This window comes from Ectopseudomonas chengduensis, assembly GCF_900102635.1.
In the GTDB taxonomy this organism is placed as follows: Bacteria; Pseudomonadota; Gammaproteobacteria; order Pseudomonadales; family Pseudomonadaceae; genus Aquipseudomonas; species Aquipseudomonas chengduensis.
Map to the genome: position 1 here is coordinate 437,243 of NZ_FMZQ01000001.1, position 18,565 is coordinate 455,807.

Consider the following 18,565-nt stretch of genomic DNA (forward strand, 5'->3'; position numbering starts at 1 on the left):
TCAATGACAACAACAATATCCCCACCGCCGCAGTGGTCGCGTCGTCGCGCTGAAAAAGCCCGGCGACTCGATCAGGTGCGCAACCTCGCCGATGGCGTGGTCCTGCCCAGCGACAAGATCGTCGCGGCCCTCGAAGCCTTGATCGCCCCCGGCGATCGCGTGGTGCTCGAAGGCAACAACCAGAAGCAGGCGGACTTTCTCTCCCGCTCGCTGGCCAAGGCCGACCCGGGCCGCCTGCACGACCTGCACATGATCATGCCCAGCGTCAGCCGCGCCGAGCATCTCGATCTGTTCGAACGCGGCATCGCCCGCAAGCTCGACTTCTCCTTCGCCGGGCCGCAGAGCCTGCGCATCGGCCAACTGCTCGAAGACGGGCAGATGGAAGTCGGCGCTATCCACACCTACATCGAGCTGTACTCGCGCCTGCTGGTGGATCTGATCCCCAACGTCGCCCTGGTCGCCGGCTTTCAGGCCGACCGCCACGGCAACATCTACACCGGCCCGAGCACCGAGGACACCCCGGCGCTGGTCGAGCCCACGGCGTTCAGCGACGGCATCGTGATCTTCCAGGTCAACGAGATCGTCGACGAGTTGCCGCGCGTCGACATTCCCGCCTCCTGGGTCGACTTCGTGGTGGTGGCCGACAAGCCGTTCTATATCGAGCCGCTGTTTACCCGCGACCCGCGCCATATCACGTCGGTACATGTGTTGATGGCGATGATGGCGATTCGCGGTATCTACGAAAAACACAAGGTTCAGTCGCTCAACCACGGTATCGGTTTCAATACCGCCGCCATCGAGTTGATCCTGCCCACCTACGGTGAGTCGCTGGGCCTGAAGGGCAAGATCTGCCGCAACTGGACGCTCAACCCGCACCCGACGCTGATCCCGGCTATCGAGACCGGCTGGGTGGAAAGCGTGCACTGCTTCGGCACCGAGCTGGGCATGGAGAACTACATTGCCCAGCGCCCGGACGTGTTCTTCACCGGCCGCGACGGCTCGATGCGCTCCAACCGCATGATGTGTCAGCTGGCCGGGCAGTACGCGGTCGACCTGTTTATCGGCGCCACGCTGCAAGTGGACGGCGATGGGCATTCTTCCACCGTCACCCGTGGCCGCCTGGCCGGTTTCGGCGGCGCGCCGAACATGGGCCATGACCCGCGTGGTCGGCGTCATTCGACGCCTGCCTGGCTGGACATGCGCCCGGGCGACAGCGAAGCGCCGCTGCTCGAGCGTGGCAAGAAGCTGGTGGTGCAGATGGTCGAGACCTTCCAGGAAGGCGGCAAGCCCACCTTCGTCGAGCAGCTCGATGCGGTGGACGTGGCGAAGAAGGTCGGCATGCCGCTGGCACCGATCATGATCTACGGCGACGACGTCACCCACCTGCTCACCGAGGAAGGCATCGCCTACCTGTACAAGGCACGCACCCTGGAAGAGCGCCAGGCGATGATCGCCGCGGTCGCCGGCGTCACCGCCATCGGCCTGCGTCATGACCCGAAAGAAACCGCGCGCATGCGCCGCGAAGGGCTGATCGCCCTGCCCGAAGACCTCGGCATCCGCCGCACCGACGCCAGCCGCGAACTGCTCGCAGCCAAAAGCATCGCCGAGCTGGTCGAGTGGTCGGGCGGCCTGTACAACCCGCCCGCCAAGTTCAGGAGCTGGTGATGAATGCACTGAATGCAATTCAGCCAGAGCTCTCGCTGTCCCTGGGCGATTGGCTGGCCGACCTGGCCGTCGACGCGCTGATCGACGAGGCCGACCTGTCGCCCAAGCCGGGTCTGGTCGACCGGCGTGGCAGCGGCGCGCACACCGACCTGCACCTGGGCCTGATGCACGCCTCGGCGCTGGCCCTGTGGCCGAGCTTCAAGGCCATGGCCGAGGCCGCGCAGCAACGTGGCGAGATCAATTTACACCTGCGTGAAGACCTAGGCCGCATTGGTCGCGAAGGTGAGGTGGAGATGCTGCGCGTCACTGGCGGCGTCAACACCCATCGCGGCGCAATCTGGGCGCTGGGTCTGCTCAGTGCTGCTGCTGCACTCGAACCCCGCGAGTTGGCAGCAGAGCAGGTCGCCGTACGCGCCGCACGCCTGGCCCTGCTCAATGACCGCGCCGCGCCCGTCACTGGCGACAGCCATGGCGCGCAGGTTTGCCGTCTGTACGGTGTGCATGGCGCCCGTGAGGAAGCGCAGCTTGGCTTCCCCGCGGTGATCCAGCAGGCGCTGCCGCAACTGGCGCGCAGCCGCGCTGCCGGGGCAGGGGAGCAGAACGCCCGTCTCGATGCCTTGCTGGCGATCATGACCCAGTTGGCCGACACCTGCGTGCTCTACCGCGCCGGTATGGCCGGACTGACTTGCATGCAGAGCGGTGCTCGCGCGGTGCTCGCTGCCGGCGGCTGCGCCAGCCTCGACGGCCGTCGCCATTTGCGCGACCTCGAACGCGACATGCTGCGCCTGCGCGCCTCGCCTGGCGGCTCTGCCGATCTGCTCGCCGCCACCCTGTTCCTCGACCGCCTGCAGCATGACCTGCCGGCGCAGCTTGGGAGTCTGTGAAATGGAAACCCTGTCTTTTCAATTTCCTGCCGGGCAACCGGCCCAAGGTCGCGCGCTGGTGGGTTGCGTCGGCTCCGGCGACCTGGAAGTACTGCTCGAACCCGGTCAGGCCGGCACCCTGGCGATCCAGGTGGTGACCTCGGTGAACGGCAGCGCGCCGCGCTGGCAACTTTTGTTCGAACGCATGTTCCGCGAGCAGCAGCTGCCCGCGCTGAACATCGCCATCCATGATTTCGGCGCCACGCCGGGTGTGGTGCGCCTGCGCCTGGAGCAAGGCCTGGAGGAACTGAACCATGGCTGATCAGAACATTGCGCGCTTGCTGGCGCAGCGCAGCTTTACCGAATTGGGTGCTCGTCAGCGGGCTCGCGCGCTGCTCGACGCCGGCAGTTTCCGTGAGTTGCTCGACCCCTTCGCCCGGCTGATGTCGCCCTGGCTGCCCAAGCAGGGCATCGTGCCGCAGGCCGATGACGGCGTGGTGGTGGCCAAGGGGTTGATCGACGGTCAGCCTGCGGTGGTGATCGCCATCGAAGGTGCCTTCCAGGGCGGCAGCCTCGGCGAAGTGGGTGGGGCGAAAATCGCCGGCGCCCTGGAACTGGCGGCTGAAGACAACAAGGCCGGCACGCCGACCCGCGCCGTGCTGCTGCTGGAAACAGGTGGCGTGCGCCTGCAGGAAGCCAACCTGGGCCTGGCGGCCATCGCCGAGATACAGGCTGCCATCGTCGAGCTGCGCCAGTATCAGCCGGTGATCGGCCTGGTCGCCGGCCCGGTCGGTTGCTTCGGCGGCATGTCCATCGCCGCCGGGCTGTGCAGCTACCTGCTGGTGACCCGCGAGGCGCGTCTGGGGCTCAACGGCCCGCAGGTGATCGAACAGGAGGCCGGGCTGGACGAGTACGACTCGCGCGACCGTCCCTTTATCTGGAGCCTGACCGGCGGCGAGCAGCGCCACGCCAGCGGTCTGGTGGATGGCTATGTAGCCGATGACGTCGACGCCATTCGCAGCGAGCTGCATGGGCTGTTCGCCAAGGGTAAACCCGCGTTGGAACGCAGCCGTCACCACGCCTGGTTCCTGCAGCGCCTGCGCGCTGTCGACACCGCCGTCCAGGCCGATGCCGCTGCCGTGCGCAGCGCCTACCAGGGAGCATGAACATGACAACTGCACAGGAACAACGTGGCCTGCACTGGTTCCAGGCGCTGGCCGGCGATGCCCAGCCGCAACCAGGTTTGCCTGCTTCGCTGCGCGTGGCCGATGGTGAATTGGCTGGCCAGGCGGTGCGCTATCTGGCGGTGATCGCCGATGCCAACAATCCTTTCCCCCGCGCCCGCAATGGCGAGGTTGGCCTGCTCGAAGGCTGGGGTTTGGCACAGGCGGTGGACGAAGCCATCGAGGCGGATCGCGATAACCCCCACAAACGTGCGCTGATCGCCATCGTCGACGTGCCGAGCCAGGCCTACGGCCGCCGTGAGGAAGCCTATGGCATCCACCAGGCGCTGGCCGGCGCGGTGGACGCTTACGCCCGTGCTCGTCTGGCCGGGCATGCAGTGATCGGCCTGCTGGTGGGCAAGGCCATGTCCGGCGCCTTCCTCGCCCACGGCTATCAGGCCAACCGCTTGATCGCCCTGCGCGATGCCGGGGTGATGGTGCATGCCATGGGCAAGGCCGCCGCCGCGCGTATCACCCTGCGCAGCGTCGACGAGCTGGAGGTGCTGGCTGCCAGCGTGCCGCCGATGGCCTACGACCTGGATAGCTACGCCTCGCTCGGCCTGCTCGCGGATGTGCTCGATGTCGAGCAGGTGACGCAGCCGACCCGTGCTGATCTGGCCCGCGTGCAGGACGCCCTGAGCCGCGCTCTGGCCGACATCGCCGGCAGCCCGCGCGACCTGCGCAACCGCCTGGGCGCCGCCAACCGCGCGGCTTCCAGTCAGGTGCGCGAGGCCTTGCGCGCGCAGTGGTGAACAGGGTGTGAACGGCCACCGTAGGGTGCGCCGTGCGCACCAGAGAGTTTTTCGATAGCCCGGTGCGCACGGCGCACCCTACAGAGGAAAGGTCGATGCACCCGACACCCCGTCCACATGATCTGCTCTGGGGCCTGCGCCCTGAGCACCTGCCGCAGGAGGCGCCGGCCTGGGCTCGTGCCGCCCTGGGCGGGCATGTGCCGGTGGTGGTGCGCCGTGCGCCGGCTGAATCCGGCTGGGTCGCGGTGGGTATTCGTGGCACCGCGCGTGAACAGCGGCATGCCACCTGGATGCGTGTGAGCGAGATCAGCCGTCTGGTCAGCCCGCAGGCGGTGGCCAGGGCCGGGCGCTGGCGCAGTCATGCCCGGCCGCATTGGCCGGCGTTGCGTGCCTTGAGCCAACTGGCACCACGTTTCGATGCCCTGGGCCTGGCCTGGGGCGTAACCGGCAGTCTGGGCTTCGAACTGGCCAGCGGCATCAGCGCCGCACACCCGGACAGCGATCTCGACCTGTCGTTACGAACCCCTCATCAGTTGCCCCGCGACTGGGCGCGTGCACTGTGTGCCGTGCTGGACGAGGCGCCGGGGCGTATCGACCTGCAACTGGAAACTCCTTACGGCGCCGTGGCGCTGCGTGAATGGGCCAGCGAGGCGCCACGCGTGTTGCTGAAAACCCAGAACGGGCCGCTGCTGGTCAGCGACCCCTGGCAATCGCAGCAGGTGGCGGCGTGAGCACGCTCTGGGCCTTCCCCGGCCAGGGCGCGCAGCAGCCTGGGATGCTGCAGGCATTGCCCGATGCGCCGGTGGTGCAGGTCTGTATCGAGCATGCCAGCGCGGCGCTGGACGAGGACGTACGCCTGCTGGATTCGGCAGAAGCGCTGCAAAACACCCGTGCCGTGCAGCTTTGCCTGCTGATCGCCGGCGTCGCCACCGCACGCCTGCTCAGCGAACGCGGGCATCACCCGGACTATGTCGCCGGGCTTTCCATCGGCGCCTATGCCGCTGCCGTGGTGGCCGGCGCGCTGGAGTTTGCCGATGCCGTACGCCTGGTCGCCCTGCGTGGCGAGCTGATGCAGCGCGCCTATCCCAGTGGCCATGGCATGACCGCCATTCTCGGCCTCGACCAGGCCAGCGTCGAACGCCTGCTGGCCGAAGCCGAAGGCCCTGTGTACCTGGGCAATATCAACGCTGAAACCCAGCTGGTGATCGCTGGCAGCGATGCCGCCATGGCAGCCGTGGCCGAGCGCGCTCGCACCCTTGGCGCCGGTATGGCCAAGCGCCTGGCCATGAGCGTGCCGTCGCACTGCGAACTGCTCGATGAGCCGGCCCGCGAACTGGCCACTGCGTTCGCCAAGGTCAAGCTGTGTACACCGCAGGTGCGCTACCTGAGCAGCAGCTCGGCGCGCCTGATCCGTGATCCCGAAATCTTGCGCGATGACCTGGCCATGAACATGAGCCGCGTCGTCGACTGGCAGGCCACCCTCGTTACCGCCTATGAGCGCGGCGTGCGTCTGCACCTGGAACTCCCGCCCGGTGGCGTGCTGACCGGGCTCGCCCGGCGCGTCTTCGATGCCGGCCAGGCAATCGCCTTCGAGGGCGCACGTCTGGATACACTCGACGCCATGTTGCGTCAGGAGGTAAGCCGCGACCGCTGAGCCGTAGCGTTTACCGAAGCACAAAAACAACAACTTCGATACGTAAGACGAGGACAACAACAATGATCATCTACGGTGTCGCCTTCCTGGCGTTCTGCACCCTGGCAGGCATCTTTATCGGTGAACTGCTGGGCAAACTCATCGGCGTGCCCGCCAACGTTGGCGGTGTCGGTATCGCCATGATTCTGCTGATCTTCCTCGGCAGTTACCTGAGCAAGCGCGGCCTGTTAACCGGCAAGTCGGAACAGGGCGTGGAGTTCTGGAGCGCCATCTACATCCCCATCGTGGTCGCCATGGCCGCCCAGCAGAACGTCTACGGTGCCCTCAAAGGCGGCCCGATGGCGATTCTCGCTGGCACCGCTGCCGTCGCCATCGGTTTTGCGCTGGTCCCCGCACTGAGCCGCATCGGGCAAAAGAAGCCTGAAACCGACGTAGCCCCCTCCCTGAACAAAGCGCCACGGTGACTGCCATGTACGAATCTTTGATGAAGGTCATTACCGGCTACGGCCTGCTCAGCGGCTTCGCCATCATCGGCATCACCATGTGGGTGTCGTACTGGATTTCCGACAAGTTCACCAAGGGCCGCCTGCACGGCTCGGCCATCGCCATCCTGCTTGGCTTGCTGCTGTCCTATATCGGCGGGGCTTACACCGGCGGGCAGAAAGGCCTGGTGGATATTCCGCTGTTCGCCGGCATCGGCCTGCTCGGTGGTGCCATGTTGCGTGACTTCGCCATCGTCGCCACTGGCTTCGGTGTCAGTGTCGAGGAGCTCAAGCGCGCCGGTTTCGCCGGGGTGCTGGCGCTGTTCGTCGGCGTCTTCGCCTCCTTCGTGGCGGGTGTCGGGGTGGCCATGGCCTTTGGTTACACCGACGTGGTCAGTCTGACCACCATCGGCACCGGCGCGGTGACCTATATCGTTGGCCCGGTAACCGGTGCAGCCATCGGCGCCAGCTCCGACGTGATGGCGCTGTCGATTGCTGCCGGCCTGATCAAGGCGATTCTGGTGATGGTGGCGACGCCCTTCATTGCGCCCTATATCGGCCTGAACAATCCGCGCAGCGCGGTGATCTTCGGCGGCCTGATGGGCACCTCCAGCGGCGTGGCCGGCGGCTTGGCTGCGACCGATCCGAAGCTGGTGCCCTACGGCTGTCTGACCGCGGCGTTCTACACCGCCCTGGGCTGCCTGCTCGGCCCATCGTTGCTCTACTTTCTGATGCGAGGCCTTCTGGGCTGACCTTTGCCCGCCCTTGTGGCGGGCTTTTTCTATACCCCCGCGATCATGTAGGAGCCCGCTTGCGGGCGATACTCTTGCCCTGATCGCCGGCAAGCCGGCTCCTACAGCCGTGCCACGCCTGCGGGTAAGTTCATTCTCGGCTCCTAAGATTGCCGGCTATACATCCGGCATTCGGCGAGCAGCGCCAGCAGGTTCGGGTCGCGTTCCTTGGCCTTGAGAAAGACCACGCCGATATGCTGCTGCAAGTGGTACTTGGCCTGCAGCGGGATCAGCTTTACGCGGTTCTCGTATACCGCCGCCACGCGCCCCGGTAGCAGGGCATAACCGACGCCGGAACTGACCATGCTGAGCAGGGTGAAGATGTCTTTCACCTGCATCGCCACCTTGGGCTCGAAGCCGGCCTGCTTGAACACGCGCTCGCCGTCGCGGAAGGTGGCGTAGCCCTGGGTCAGGGTGATGAAGGTCGAATCGCGCAGATCGGCCAGGTCCACTTCGGCGTGATCGGCGAAGGGCGAGTCGTTGGGTGCGGCGAGGAAAATGTCGTCGGAGAACAGCGCCAGTTGCTCGCAATCCGGGTCGCTGACGCTGTCGTCGAGGGCGATGAGGATGGCGTCCAGCTCCATGTTCTTCAGCTTGTACAGCAGGTCGACGTTGGAACCGAGCACCAGGTCGATGTTCAGCTCGCTGCGCCGTAGTTTCAGGCCCATGATCAGTTGCGGCACGGTCTTCACCGTCAGCGAGTAGAGCGCCCCGAGCTTGAAGCGCTCGGCGCCGAAGCCGGCCGCCTCGCGGGTCAGGCGCACCATCTCCTGGGCGTCCTGGATCAGCTTCTGGGCTTTCTCTTCCAGTACATAGGCGCTTTCCAGGGGGATCAGGTTGCGCCCCTCGTGCTTGAACAGCGGGCAGCGCAGCGCGCTTTCCAGCGAATGGATGGCGCGGTGCACGCTGACGTTGCTGGTCTGCAACTCGTTGGCGGCACGCGCCAGGTTGCCACTGCGCATGAAGGCGAGAAAGACCTCCAGCTTTTTCAGGGTCAGTTCTTCATCGATCAGCATGGGCCTGTCCTTTTCCTGCGATGGCTGATTGTGCCGCATCCACGCCGGTCAGCGGTGATCGCTCGGTGCGACTTTGGTGGCAGATGGCGCGCTGTCTGAAATGCCCGGTCGTTTGTCACTTCAATAGTGTTGATGTGAATGCCGAGCAGGCACTACCGTAAGAACAGTCCTGCATCTGTACAGGCAATGCCTGCGCCGAGAATTGTCTCTTTTTGAGGAGTACCGCCATGAACGATTTCGCTTCGCTGCCCGTGACCTCCGGCCTGAAGGCCCTGCAAGCGCTGATCCGCGGCGAACTGCCGGCGCCCTCAATCGGCGAGACCATGGGTATCCATGCGGTGCAGGTGGAGGCGGGCAGCATCACCCTGGAGGGGCGTCCGGATCAGCGTCATCTCAACCCGGCTGGCGCCGTGCATGGTGGTTTCGCCGCCACCTGCCTGGACGGCGCCGCGGCGCTGGCGCTGTTCTCCATCCTGGAGGTGGACGTGCCGCACTCGACAGTGGATCTCAACGTCAAGTACGTGCGTCCGCTGCGCCCCGGCGAGGTCTATCAGGTGCGCGGCTGGGTGGTCGAGCGCACCCGCAGTCTGGCGATCTGCGACGCGCAGATCCTCGATGCGCAGGGCAAGCTGTGCGCCAAGGCCACCACCACCTTCGTCATCGGAGCGGCCAAGGCATGAAGGAGCTTATGGTTCAGGGCCCCGGCCAACTGGCCTGGGTCGAGGCGCCCGATCCACAACTTGCTACTGCGGCCAGTGCATTGGTCAGGCCCATCGCCTCGGCCTCCTGTGATCTGGATCGTCGCCTGATCGCTGGCACCACGCCGTTCAAGCCGCCCTTCGCGCTGGGCCATGAATGTGTGGCCGAGGTGCTGGAAGTCGGGTCGGCCGTGCGTAACCTGCGCCGTGGCGATCTGGTTTCGGTGCCCTGGAAGATCGCCTGCGGCAGCTGTACTCAATGCCTGGCCGGGCGCTCCAGTGCTTGTACCTCGGTGCCGCGCATGGCCGCTTACGGTGTGCCGGCAGGCGGGCATTGGGGTGGATTGTTCTCGGAAATGGTGCTGGTGCCGTTCGCCGACGCCATGCTGGTGCCCTTGCCGGCCGGGCTCGACCCCGTGGCCGTGTCCAGCGCCAGCGACAACCTCACCGATGCCTGGGTGGCCGCCAGCCGGCCGCTGGCCACACGGCAGGATGCCCGTGTATTGGTGGTTGGCGGCACGGAAAGTCTTGGTGTACTGGCCGTACAGATGGCACGTGCCGCGGGAGCTGCGAGCGTCGACTACCTCGATGAGCATCCACTGCGCCAGCAGCTTGCCGCGCGCAGCGGCGCGGGTGTCGATCTGGCAGGGCGCGATCTCGACCGCAGCTATGACCTGGTTATCTCCGCTACCCGTGATCATCAGGCGCTGCGCCGTGGCCTGTTGGCGCTGGCACCCGGCGGGCATTGCTCGTGCATCGGCATCATCTTCGACGACCCGAAGATTCCGCTGTTCGACATGTACCTGCGCGACGTCACCTTCTCGGTCGGTGCCTGCAGCGTGCAGCAGCATATTCCCAAGGTGCTGGATCTGGTGCACAGCGGCTGCTGTGATCCCCTGCTGGTCAATCCACAGGTGGTGGGCTGGGAGGATGCGCCGCAGGCGCTGATTCAGCCGCTGACCAAGTGCATCGTGGTGCGCGAGCGCATCACTTGAGCGTACTCAGTTGAGCTGTTCGGCCAGCGCCAACATCACCCGGCGCCAGGCGTCCTGACCGTCGGCGTCGGTGGTGGCGAAGGCGTCACGCAGGGTGCGCCGCTCCAGCTCGGTGGCTTCGGCTTCCAGCGCCGAGCCTGCCTCGCTCAGTGCCAGCAGCTTGAAGCGATGCCGGCCCGGTTCGCGGGTGTACTGCACCAGCACCTGCTCGAACAGATGCGACAGCGGGCGATGCAGCGCCTGGTTGCTGACGCCCAGGGTTATGGCCAGTTCACCGACGCTGATTGCATCGACGCGGGCGATCACATACAGAATACGGTGGTGCACACGGGACAGCCCACGCGCTTCGAGAAAGCGGTCGGCCGCCACCGTCAGGCCACGGAAGCCGAAGTGCAGCAGCTCGAGGCTATGGTCGAGCGGATCCAGCGACTTCAGGTTCACGGACGCCGTGTTGATCTTTTTCTCGATGACCATGGGGACATTCACGCCGGTTGAGGTGGCGCACAGCCTAAGGCTTCGACCGGCTTTCTCACAACACGACACAGGAACACGCGCATGCAACTGATCTACGCCGCTGCCTCACCCTTCGCTCGCAAGGTTCGCGTACTGGCTGCAGAAACCGGCCTGTTGGACCGAATCGAATTGCTCGACACCGCCGTGCTGCCCACCACGCTCAACGAGCGGGTCAATTCCCTCAACCCGCTGGGCAAGATTCCAGTACTGCTGAGCGACGACGGTGAGGCGCTGTATGACAGCCGAGTGATCTGCGAATACCTCGACACCCTGCATCAAGGTCCGAAGCTGCTACCGGACGGTGCTGCGCGCTGGCAGGTGCTGCGCCTGGCGGCACTGGCTGACGGCCTGATGGACGCGGCACTGCTGGCGCGATACGAGCGCGCCGCACGACCCACCGAGCTGCAATGGCCAGCCTGGCTGGAGGGGCAGCTGGGTAAGATCCAGCGGGCTTTGGCGGAGCTGGAACGCCAAGTCGAACGACTACAGGGCCCGCTCGACCTGGGGCAGATCGGCGTCGCCTGCGCGCTGGGCTACCTGGACTTCCGCTTCTCCGATCTCGATTGGCGCGCCGCTCATCCTGGCCTGGCCGCCTTCCAGCAGACCTTCGCCCAGCGCGCCTCCATGCAGGCCAGTGCGCCGGTGTGAGAGTTCGGCAGTGCTGAGGGAGTGAGTTTCACCTCTGCGTTGCAATGGCGAGGCGAGGATTGTCGAGTCTCTGGCGCAAGGTTGCTTGGCGTGATGCCAAAAAGCTATTATTCCGGCGCGCATATTGCTCCGTTTTAGTCATTTAATTGACTTTTCCTGGGTGCAAATGCCGCCTGTCTGAGCTGCATATCGGAAAATTGACAGTTTATTGGTCGTGCTGATTCAATGCCGATACATATAAGCGTCACGATTGTGCTCAAAGTCCAGGGGTCGACTAGAGTTTCAGCAAGTGACGGGGGGACACCTCGCCAGAGGTTTCTGAGAGAAGTAGGCGTGCAAGCGCTTTTCAGTTCAGTGGGTTGATCAGTTGAAATTCTCAAATGGAATAGCCGGGCTTTTCAGCCTGGCCGTTGCGTTTTTCGCTAGTACAGCACTTGCCCAGCCCTCCAGCGTAGCTTTCTGGTACGCCGATGAGCCGCCGCTCCCCGAGCTTTCGCAGTTCGAGTGGGTGGTTGTTGAACCCGGACATGTCTCCGCTTCCGACCTCGCTTATCTCAAGGCCCAGGGCCGCACGGTGTTCGCTTACCTGTCGGTCGGTGAATACCATGGTGATCTCACCGCGGCCGGCTTGAAGGACGCTGCCAGCAGCATCAGAAACAGTGCCTGGAACAGTCAGGTCATGGATCTCGATGCATCCGCCTGGCGCGACTATCTCCTTGGCCGAGCCAGTGCTCTGAAAGGGCAAGGTTACGACGGCGTTTTTCTCGATACGCTGGACAGTTTCCATCTCCAACCCAAAGCTTTTCAGGAACCGCAGCGCCTGGCCCTGAAAAGTCTTCTACAGCAGATGCATCGCTGCGAGCCCGAACTCAAGTTGTTCTTCAATCGCGGCTTCGATGTTCTACCCGAGCTGCCGGGCGTCGCTTCTGCCGTGGCCGTAGAGTCCCTGTATGCAGGATGGGACGCTGCAGGGGGCGGTTATCGCCAGGTGCCGCAGCGTGATCGCGACTGGTTGCTGCCGCACCTCAATGACGCACGGTCAAAAGGCATTCCGGTCGTGGCGATCGAGTACCTGCCGCCAGAGCAGCGTAAGGAGTCACGCGAGCTTGCCGCTCGCCTGGTTCGTGAGGGCTTCATTCCCTACATCACGTCGCCTGAATTGAATGCGTTGGGGGTGAGCTCCATCGAGGTCCAGCCACGGCGTATCGGTCTGGTCTATGACCCTCGGGAAGGTGAGCTCGAGGACAACCCGGGCCATATCTATCTTGGCGGGCTGCTCGAGTACCTGGGATATCGTGTCGACTACTGGCCTGCCGACGCGTCGCTGCCGCAACGTTCGCTCAAGGGACTGTATGCCGGCGTCGTGGTCTGGATGACCAGTGGTGCCCCGGAGAAGCGCGACATCTTCGAGGATTGGCTGAACAAGCGGCTCGATGAACAGGTACCGCTGGCTTTCTTTTCCGGTCTGCCGCTGGACAACGACAGCCTGCTCAGCCGTCTTGGTATTCGCACCCTGTCGCAGCCGATTGCCGATGACGCCGTGCTGGAATCGCATGATGCGGCGCTGGTCGGTGGGTTCGAGGCACCCATGCGCTTGCGTACCCGGGAGCTGCCCGCGCTGACGGTTACCAATCCTGACGTGACCCAGGCCGCTGTGGCTCTGCGTAGTGGTGAAAGGCGCTATGTCCCTGTCGCCACGGGCAGTTGGGGCGGATACGTGCTGACGCCCTATGTATTCGAAGAGGGGCTGGATCACCGTCGCTGGATCGTCGACCCCTTCGCTTTCCTCCAGCGCGCCTTCGCCTTGCCTCCCATCCCCAGACCTGACACGACGACGGAAAACGGCCGACGGATCGCCACCGTGCACCTCGATGGCGATGGTTTCGTTTCCCGCGCCGAGGTAACTGGTACGCCTTACTCCGGTATCCAGGTACTGGATGATTTCATCACCCCCTATCCGTTGCTGACTTCGGTGTCGGTGATCGAAGGTGAGGTCGGCCCCAAGGGCATGTATCCGCACCTGGCTCGGGAGCTGGAGCCGATCGCCCGCAAGATCTTTGCCGACCCAAAGGTCGAAGTCGCCAGCCACACCTTCAGTCACCCGTTCTTCTGGCAGCCGGAGAAGTCGTCGCAACGTGAGGACTTCGAGGCGCAGTACGGCTACATGATGGCCATTCCAGGCTACAAGACGCTGGACATGCAGCGCGAGGTCGTGGGCGCACGCGACTACATCAACCAGCGCCTGACCACGCCTGAGAAGCCGGTGAAGATGATCTTCTGGTCGGGTGATGCCATGCCCAGTGCCGAGACGCTCAAGCTGGCCTATGACAGCGGTCTGCCCAACGTCAACGGCGGCAACACGGTTCTGACCAATGCCTACCCTTCGCTGACCGGCCTCTATCCATTGATTCGTCCGACCCCCGGAGGCCTGCACTTCTACGCGCCGGTGATCAACGAGAACGTCTATACGAATCTATGGACGGGGCCCTACTACGGCTTCCGTGGTGTGCAGGAAACCTTCGCGCTGACCGACAGCCCGCGCCGCCTGCGTGGCTTTCACCTGTATTACCACTTCTACTCGGGTACCAAGCAGGCCTCCATTCGGGTGATGAAGCAGACCTATCAGGCCATGGTCGACAGCCAGCCGCTGTCGCTGTGGATGAGCGATTACATCCAGCGCGTAGAAGGCCTCTACCGAGCGAGCCTGGCCAAGCGCAGCGATGGCGCGTGGTTGGTCAGGGGGCTGGTGGGCATGCGTACGCTGCGTCTCGACCCGGCTCTGGGCTGGCCCGATCTGTCGCGCTCCGTGGGGGTTGCGGGTGTGCGAGATCTGCCGCAGGGACGTTACGTGCACCTCAGCGGGCCTCAGGCGGTGCTGGCGCTGCGCGAAACGCGTGATCCGCGTCCGTCTCTGGAGGAGGCCAACATCCCGCTGACTGCCTGGCGTTACAACGATGACAGAAACGTCACGTTTTCCTTCGAGGGAGAGTTCCCGCTGACGTTCAGCGTTCGCTCGGACAGGGCGTGTCAGGTACAGGTGGGGGGCAGTCGCTTTCAGGCGAAGGCTGACAAGGGTATCTGGCATTTCGAGTTGCCAATGAAGCGGGTGAGAGATGGAAAGCTTATCTGCAACCAGTAAACGTGAGCGCCAAACGCGCCTGCTCAACCCATGGATGATCGTGCTTGTCGCGCTCTTCGTGATTGCGTTGCTGGCCCTGTCCTACAAGAGCGAGGATGTATTCCTTCCGGCCGCAGATACGGCGCCTGACGCTGTGGCCATCAGCTATACCGAACTGCTGATCAAGGCACACCCCGAGGATGACCAGCTGCGGCTGAGACTGATCGATCAGTTGATTCAGGTCGGTGACTTCAAGCGTGCCCGCGAGTACCTCGAACAGCTGCAAGGCCGCCTTTTGGCCATTACCCCGTTCTATGTGGTGATGCTGGATATCCTCAGGGCTCAGGCCGATCCGAACGGTATCAGCGAGGCGCAGCGTGCGCAGCTGATCGAGGAGTTGCGGGCGCTGAACATCGCTGACCTGGATAACTCCATGCTGGAGCGCACGGCGCGTTACGCGCTGGAGATCGGTGGCCTGGATGTGGCCGTGACGTCCTACAAGGCGCTCGCCGAGCGTGATGCCGCGCGACGCACTCACTGGCTGGGCGAAGCCGCTTTGTGGAGCCTGGCGAACAATGACCAAAGTGGCGCTGCGCAAATCTACCTGCAGTTGGCCGCGGCGGAGCCGGATGCGCAAAAGCGTGTCGAGCACCTGCGTGAGGCATTCAATGCCTTGCGCGCTGCAAACCACTCCGCGCAGGCCGCGGAGCTGCTGGCACAGCATCTTGGTGAGTTGAATGCCGAGCAGCAATCGCTGGATTGGCTTGCCGAAGGTGTGGACGCTGCACAGGCGGCGCAGCGCTTCGATCTTGCCGAGAGCTTCGTTCAGCACTGGTTGAGCCTGAAGTCCGATGATCATCGGGCACTCAATGCCGATTTCCGCCTCAGTCTGGCATCCGGTGCCATCGAGCGTGCCTGGCAGCTCGGGCCGCAACTGCTGGCGCAGGCTCCCGATGATTTCGAGTTGATGGCTGAACTGGCACGCCTGGCAGAATGGACCGGGCATACCCAGCAGGCATTGAACTACTGGGTACAGATGCTCGCTCATCAGGAAGACCCGGCAATGCGTGAGCGCGTCTGGCGCTACGCATTGCAGCTGTTCGATTTCGATCAGGTGGTCAGTACGCTCTCGGCCATCGACCGTCAGCGGCAGATGACGGATCAGGAAGTGGACACGCTGGTATACAGCCATGAGGTCCGTGGCACTCCTGAAGATGCGGAGTCCTGGCTACGGGCTTATCTGCAGCGCTACCCCAATCATCTGTTTGCTCGCAAGCGCCTGCGCATGCTGCTAGAGAACACCCAGCAGCTCGACAAGGAGGCTGAGCTCTGGGCCAGCATGGCTCAGCGCACGAGCCTGACCACCGAAGATCGTATCCGCTGGGCCAAGGTGCATTGGAACCTCTTTCAGGCGGATCAGGCCTGGGCGGTACTGACCGACGTGGATGCGAGCAAGGTGGATGATCCCGAATACTGGCAGTTGCGCGCTGACCTTGCCTGGAAACTCGAGCGGGATGCCGACGTTCGCGCGGCATACGAGCGTCTGGTCAGCCTCGACGTGCCGTTGGGCCGGGATGATGAAGATCGTCTGATAAGGATCTATTGGGACAAAGAGCCGCGCCGTGCCCTGCAGGTCCTCGTCGATAGTTGGCGGCGTACCGGCAGAGTTGCGCGGTTGACCGTGGCATTGCAGCTGGCCGAGACCTTGCGTGACTGGGATACGCTCAGAGCGCTGCTGGCTGAGGCAGAGCAGTCGCCAGCGGGCCGTGGCAGTTCGCAGTACTGGCTCGCCCGTGCCGCGCTCGCCGCCCAGGACGGGCAATACGAGCAGGCCAGCGCGTTCTACAAGCAGGCCCTGGCCCAGTTCCCGGAAGACAACCTGGTGCGTCAGCGCATGCTCTGGTTCTACATCGACAACGCGCAGCGCGATGTCCTCGCCGCGCTGCTGCCGCAATGGCGCTCACGGGCTGTGGCTGACAGTCGTTTGTGGCTGCCCTATGCGACCGGTCACATGATGCTCAACAACACAGGCGAGGCCTTGCTCTGGTTCCGTCAACACCTCAAGTCCAATCCATCAGATCGTCTGGCGCTGGCTGCTTACGCCGATGCTGCCGAGGCTGCGGGTTATGCCGACCTGGCCTGGCGCCTGCGTCGTCAATTGCTCAAGGATATGGACCGCACGCGCATCATCGCAACGCCGGAAGGTTATGCCATGTACCTGCGCCTGCTCGCGGGTAGCCAGGGCTCGCTGGTTTCGCTGGCGCAGGCCAGGCAGTTGTGGAACGGCGAGCAGGCGACGCTGCAACTCTGGTTCGAACATTTCCTCGAGCGGCTGGACGCGGGCAACCAGGCGGCGCTCAAGGACGACTGGCTGGCTTGGGGGGCTGCACGCGGCCTTGAACCTGGCAATTACGATCAGATTCAGCAGGCGCTACGCAGCGATAACCGTGAACAGATGCAGCGTCTTCTGCAGCGCGGTGGCCTGGACGTAGCACATCAGGTCGAGGTTCTCGCTCGCCTGGGGCATGACGGCGAGGCATTGGCCACTGCGCTCAGCGCCCAGGGTGACGAGCAGCCGGTGTCCATTCGCCAGCAACTGCTCTATCAGGCTACCGGCATGCTGGAACGCTCACCGCAGGGTATCCAGCTGGGTTGGCACAAGATGGACTTCGGCGACCTGGATATCTCCGGGCCTCGCTTGCGCGTCGCGCGCAATCTGGGCGACGACTGGTATGCCGATCTGCAACTCGACCAGATGCGCTATGACAGCGCCAACCTGGACAGCGCGGTGATGGGCAACGAGCGCAATCTCAAGCTGCATACCCGTCGAGAGCTGTCCGATGGCGACCTCAGCCTGTACCTCGACAGCAGTCTGCGCGATGACGATGATCGCCATGGCCTGGGCGTCGAGCGGACCTGGCGTCTGAGCTCGCGCGACGAACTGGGCATCGCCGTGGATTGGCACCGGCAGGTCGATGACACCGGGCTGTTGCGCGCCCTGGGTATGCGTGACGGCCTGGGCCTGAGAGGTCAGCACGGCTTTTCCGCGCGTGACCAGCTGAGCTGGTCGATCACGCACAGCCGCTACAGCTCGAGAAGCGGCGATGCGCTCGGCACTGGCAATGGCGTATCCGTCGAGTGGGGGCACATGCTGTTCTTCGACGATCCTTCCTGGCTCCTGCGTACCGGCCTCGATTACCAGAAGAACAGTGTCGAGAGCGAGGTTCCCAGTGAGCTTCTGAGCGCGAACGGAGGTGCCTACATACCCTTCGATACCACGCTGGGGGCGACGATCCTGGGCGAGGAGCTCATGCAGGATCGTTACGGCCAGGTGTACGTCGCCAGCACCTGGCGCCGAGGCTTCCCCGGCGCACTGAATCGAACCCGTCCACAGTTCACCTGGATGGTCGACACCATTGCCGGCTGGCAGTGGACGGAAAAGCAGTTCAACTACGGCATCAACCTGGGCGTTGGCGTCGAGTTGTTCGGTGATGACGAGTTGGCTGTGACCCTCGGCTATCAATCCGCTCCCCGTGGTGGAGAGGGTGATGCCGGCGGGTCCATGGGTATTACCTACAGCACCCGCTTTGGGCGCTAAGCAAGGATTCTCAAAGGAGGAATGACGATGCAAATCATCCGTTGCCTGACCCTGGTGGTCATTGCAGCACTCGCGACCGGGTGCTCGAGCTTCACCCGCGAAAGTGGCCAGACGCTGCCGCGCAACGCCTCCTGGGGCGTCGCGCCACTGATCAACTACGCCCAGACTCCGCAGGCCGGTGAGCGCGCCGAGCAGATCCTGATCAGCATTCTGGCGGAAGAGGGCGTGCGTCCGCTCATGTATCCCCAGGCGCCGCGTCAGGACCTGTTGCTGCAGGACGATCGTGAGCGCCAGATCCAGGCTCTCGACTGGGCGCGCCAACAGCGTCTGGCTTACGTGATCACCGGTAGCGTCGAGGAGTGGCAGTACAAGAATGGCCTCGATGGCGAACCCGCTGTGGGCGTCAGCCTGCAGGTGCTGGAGCCGGCTACCGGCCGCGTGGTCTGGAGCTCGAGCGGCGCCCGTGCGGGTTGGTCGCGCGAGAGTCTGGCGGGGGCGGCGCAGAAGGTGCTGCGTGAGCTGGTCGGTAACCTCGACTTCGAGTAATGA

At 64.2% G+C, this 18,565-nt stretch carries 17 protein-coding genes; 15 read left to right on the forward strand and 2 right to left on the reverse strand.

The genetic code is table 11. The features are described from left to right. Nucleotides 1–3: 3 nt before the first annotated feature. The 9 genes from mdcA to madM all read left to right on the forward strand — a co-directional run bounded on the left by mdcA (nucleotide 4) and on the right by madM (nucleotide 7,391). Nucleotides 4–1,665: a malonate decarboxylase subunit alpha gene (gene mdcA, locus BLS08_RS02000; RefSeq protein ID WP_026088522.1), complete on the forward strand. Its 1,662-nt coding sequence runs from the start codon at nucleotides 4–6 to the stop codon at nucleotides 1,663–1,665. Beyond that, entirely contained in the window at nucleotides 1,665–2,549 is an 885-nt protein-coding gene (locus tag BLS08_RS02005) for a triphosphoribosyl-dephospho-CoA synthase (RefSeq protein WP_017676481.1), read from the forward strand. The genes mdcA and BLS08_RS02005 overlap by 1 nt, the downstream gene beginning before the upstream one ends. Before the next feature lies 1 nt (nucleotide 2,550). After that, nucleotides 2,551–2,850, forward strand: coding sequence for a malonate decarboxylase subunit delta (locus BLS08_RS02010; protein ID WP_017676482.1), 300 nt, complete (start codon nucleotides 2,551–2,553; stop codon nucleotides 2,848–2,850). Then, nucleotides 2,843–3,694 carry a biotin-independent malonate decarboxylase subunit beta gene (locus BLS08_RS02015; protein WP_017676483.1) on the forward strand — a complete coding sequence of 284 codons (852 nt, stop codon included), beginning with the start codon at nucleotides 2,843–2,845 and terminating at the stop codon, nucleotides 3,692–3,694. The genes BLS08_RS02010 and BLS08_RS02015 overlap by 8 nt, the downstream gene beginning before the upstream one ends. Nucleotides 3,695–3,696: 2 nt before the next feature. Further along, nucleotides 3,697–4,503: a biotin-independent malonate decarboxylase subunit gamma gene (mdcE, locus tag BLS08_RS02020; protein WP_017676484.1), complete on the forward strand. Its 807-nt coding sequence runs from the start codon at nucleotides 3,697–3,699 to the stop codon at nucleotides 4,501–4,503. A gap of 95 nt (nucleotides 4,504–4,598) precedes the next feature. Beyond that, nucleotides 4,599–5,234: a malonate decarboxylase holo-ACP synthase gene (locus BLS08_RS02025; protein ID WP_017676485.1), complete on the forward strand. Its 636-nt coding sequence runs from the start codon at nucleotides 4,599–4,601 to the stop codon at nucleotides 5,232–5,234. Further along, nucleotides 5,231–6,157, forward strand: a complete 927-nt coding sequence (gene mdcH / locus BLS08_RS02030; protein WP_017676486.1) for a malonate decarboxylase subunit epsilon — start codon at nucleotides 5,231–5,233, stop codon at nucleotides 6,155–6,157. The genes BLS08_RS02025 and mdcH overlap by 4 nt, the downstream gene beginning before the upstream one ends. 62 nt (nucleotides 6,158–6,219) lie before the next feature. Continuing rightward, a complete protein-coding gene (madL, locus tag BLS08_RS02035; protein ID WP_017676487.1) occupies nucleotides 6,220–6,621 on the forward strand; it encodes a malonate transporter subunit MadL in 402 nt (133 codons plus the stop codon). 5 nt (nucleotides 6,622–6,626) lie between these two features. Further along, nucleotides 6,627–7,391, forward strand: a complete 765-nt coding sequence (gene madM / locus BLS08_RS02040) for a malonate transporter subunit MadM (protein ID WP_026088523.1) — start codon at nucleotides 6,627–6,629, stop codon at nucleotides 7,389–7,391. A gap of 143 nt (nucleotides 7,392–7,534) precedes the next feature. Here madM and BLS08_RS02045 read toward each other — a convergent pair whose 3' ends face one another. After that, nucleotides 7,535–8,446, reverse strand: a complete 912-nt coding sequence (locus tag BLS08_RS02045) for a LysR family transcriptional regulator (protein ID WP_017676489.1) — start codon at nucleotides 8,444–8,446, stop codon at nucleotides 7,535–7,537. Between the two features lie 227 nt (nucleotides 8,447–8,673). On the opposite strand from BLS08_RS02045, the gene BLS08_RS02050 reads away from it, so the two are divergent. Further along, nucleotides 8,674–9,126 carry a PaaI family thioesterase gene (locus tag BLS08_RS02050; RefSeq protein ID WP_017676490.1) on the forward strand — a complete coding sequence of 151 codons (453 nt, stop codon included), beginning with the start codon at nucleotides 8,674–8,676 and terminating at the stop codon, nucleotides 9,124–9,126. Beyond that, complete coding sequence (locus BLS08_RS02055) at nucleotides 9,123–10,139, forward strand: zinc-dependent alcohol dehydrogenase (protein WP_026088524.1); 1,017 nt, start codon at nucleotides 9,123–9,125, stop codon at nucleotides 10,137–10,139. Before BLS08_RS02050 ends, BLS08_RS02055 begins: the two co-directional genes overlap by 4 nt. A 6-nt stretch (nucleotides 10,140–10,145) precedes the next feature. Here BLS08_RS02055 and BLS08_RS02060 read toward each other — a convergent pair whose 3' ends face one another. Further along, nucleotides 10,146–10,613 carry a MarR family winged helix-turn-helix transcriptional regulator gene (locus BLS08_RS02060; protein ID WP_017676492.1) on the reverse strand — a complete coding sequence of 156 codons (468 nt, stop codon included), beginning with the start codon at nucleotides 10,611–10,613 and terminating at the stop codon, nucleotides 10,146–10,148. 81 nt (nucleotides 10,614–10,694) lie between these two features. Between BLS08_RS02060 and BLS08_RS02065 the strand changes: the two genes are divergently transcribed. The 4 genes from BLS08_RS02065 (at nucleotide 10,695) to BLS08_RS02080 (ending at nucleotide 18,562) form a co-directional block, all read left to right on the forward strand. Next, nucleotides 10,695–11,300 carry a glutathione S-transferase gene (locus BLS08_RS02065; protein WP_017676493.1) on the forward strand — a complete coding sequence of 202 codons (606 nt, stop codon included), beginning with the start codon at nucleotides 10,695–10,697 and terminating at the stop codon, nucleotides 11,298–11,300. 367 nt (nucleotides 11,301–11,667) lie between these two features. Beyond that, a complete protein-coding gene (locus tag BLS08_RS02070; RefSeq protein ID WP_026088525.1) occupies nucleotides 11,668–14,439 on the forward strand; it encodes a bifunctional glycoside hydrolase/polysaccharide deacetylase family protein in 2,772 nt (923 codons plus the stop codon). A 34-nt stretch (nucleotides 14,440–14,473) separates the two neighbouring features. After that, nucleotides 14,474–18,016, forward strand: coding sequence for a tetratricopeptide repeat protein (locus BLS08_RS02075; protein WP_017676495.1), 3,543 nt, complete (start codon nucleotides 14,474–14,476; stop codon nucleotides 18,014–18,016). A gap of 27 nt (nucleotides 18,017–18,043) precedes the next feature. Next, on the forward strand, nucleotides 18,044–18,562 hold the full coding sequence (locus BLS08_RS02080; RefSeq protein WP_017676496.1) for a hypothetical protein: 519 nt from the start codon (nucleotides 18,044–18,046) through the stop codon (nucleotides 18,560–18,562). Nucleotides 18,563–18,565 lie beyond the last annotated feature (3 nt).